The organism is Psychrobacter sp. Ps6 (genome assembly GCF_022129235.1).
GTDB lineage: Bacteria > Pseudomonadota > Gammaproteobacteria > Pseudomonadales > Moraxellaceae > Psychrobacter.
The window spans coordinates 1-1081 of record NZ_JADQAI010000181.1 but is presented as its reverse complement, the minus strand read 5'-3'; the positions used below and the strand labels follow the sequence as shown (position 1 = coordinate 1081).

General features: G+C 36.2%; 1 protein-coding gene. It reads left to right on the top strand.

The annotated features are described in order from the left end of the window. Positions 1-288: 288 nt before the first annotated feature. Positions 289-1081, top strand: a 793-nt coding sequence (locus I3255_RS14725) for an integrase arm-type DNA-binding domain-containing protein (protein WP_238039499.1), incomplete at its 3' end; no start/stop codon positions are given.

The window sequence follows — 1081 nt, the reverse complement described above, 5'->3', positions numbered from 1 at the left end:
GATTCACATTCGAGAAGAACAGCGTAGCGTAATAACTAGAGAAATAAAGAGTATATAAATCAAATGAGTAGTCAGAGTATCCAGTGGTTTCCGGGACTAAAAATACCACGTCCATTAAAGTTCAAAAAAATCCACATTTAACAATATTAAACAATGACTTAAGCACAAATCATCGTCCAGTAAAATCCATAGAATAATACCCCAAGCCAACACTTTTAGTACCCCATGATGTACCCCATAAATCGAAACTAATATATACTGACTAAGTCTAGTTTTGAGGTTATGAATATGGCTCGTCAAGTCACACGTCTTACTGATAGAAAAGTGAAAACTATTGCGGCAACAGGTAAGGAATTTACCCTATCAGATGGTAATGGATTACAGCTTCGTGTACGCCCTGCTGGTACTAAATCATGGCAATTTAAATATAGCGACCCTGTAACAAATAAAATACAGAAACTTTCTTTAGGTGTTTACCCTGAGCTTTCATTAGCAAATGCACGCACAAAAACCATCGAATATCGAGAGTTATTAGCACAAAAAATAAACCCCAAATCCTTTGAGCAAACTAAAAAAATAGAAGCGCGCAAACAGCAAACCAATACATTTCTAGCTGTCGCTGAATTATGGTTTGAACGAAAAAAGGATAACATAACGTCGGAACACGCTTACCGAGAATGGCGAACATTAGATAAATACGTATTCCCCCATTTAGGAAAAACACCAATCACTGCAATCAATGCTGTAGGTACAATAGAGGTATTACGACCATTAGAAAAAGACGGTAAATATTCAACAGTAAAAAGAATATGTCAAAGTGTTAATCAGATAATGGATTTCGCGGTTAACCACGGTTTAATACATGCAAATCCGCTCGCAAAAATCATTAAGGTATTTCGAAAAAATACTGTCTTTCATATGCCAACAATACGGCCAGAACAACTACCTGACTTTTTAGAACGCTTAAACGCATGTGCAAGAATACAAACTAAAACCAAATTACTTATTCTGGGGCAATTACACACAATTACTAGACCAAAAGAAGCAGCAACAACCCGTTGGGTTGATATAGACTTAGATA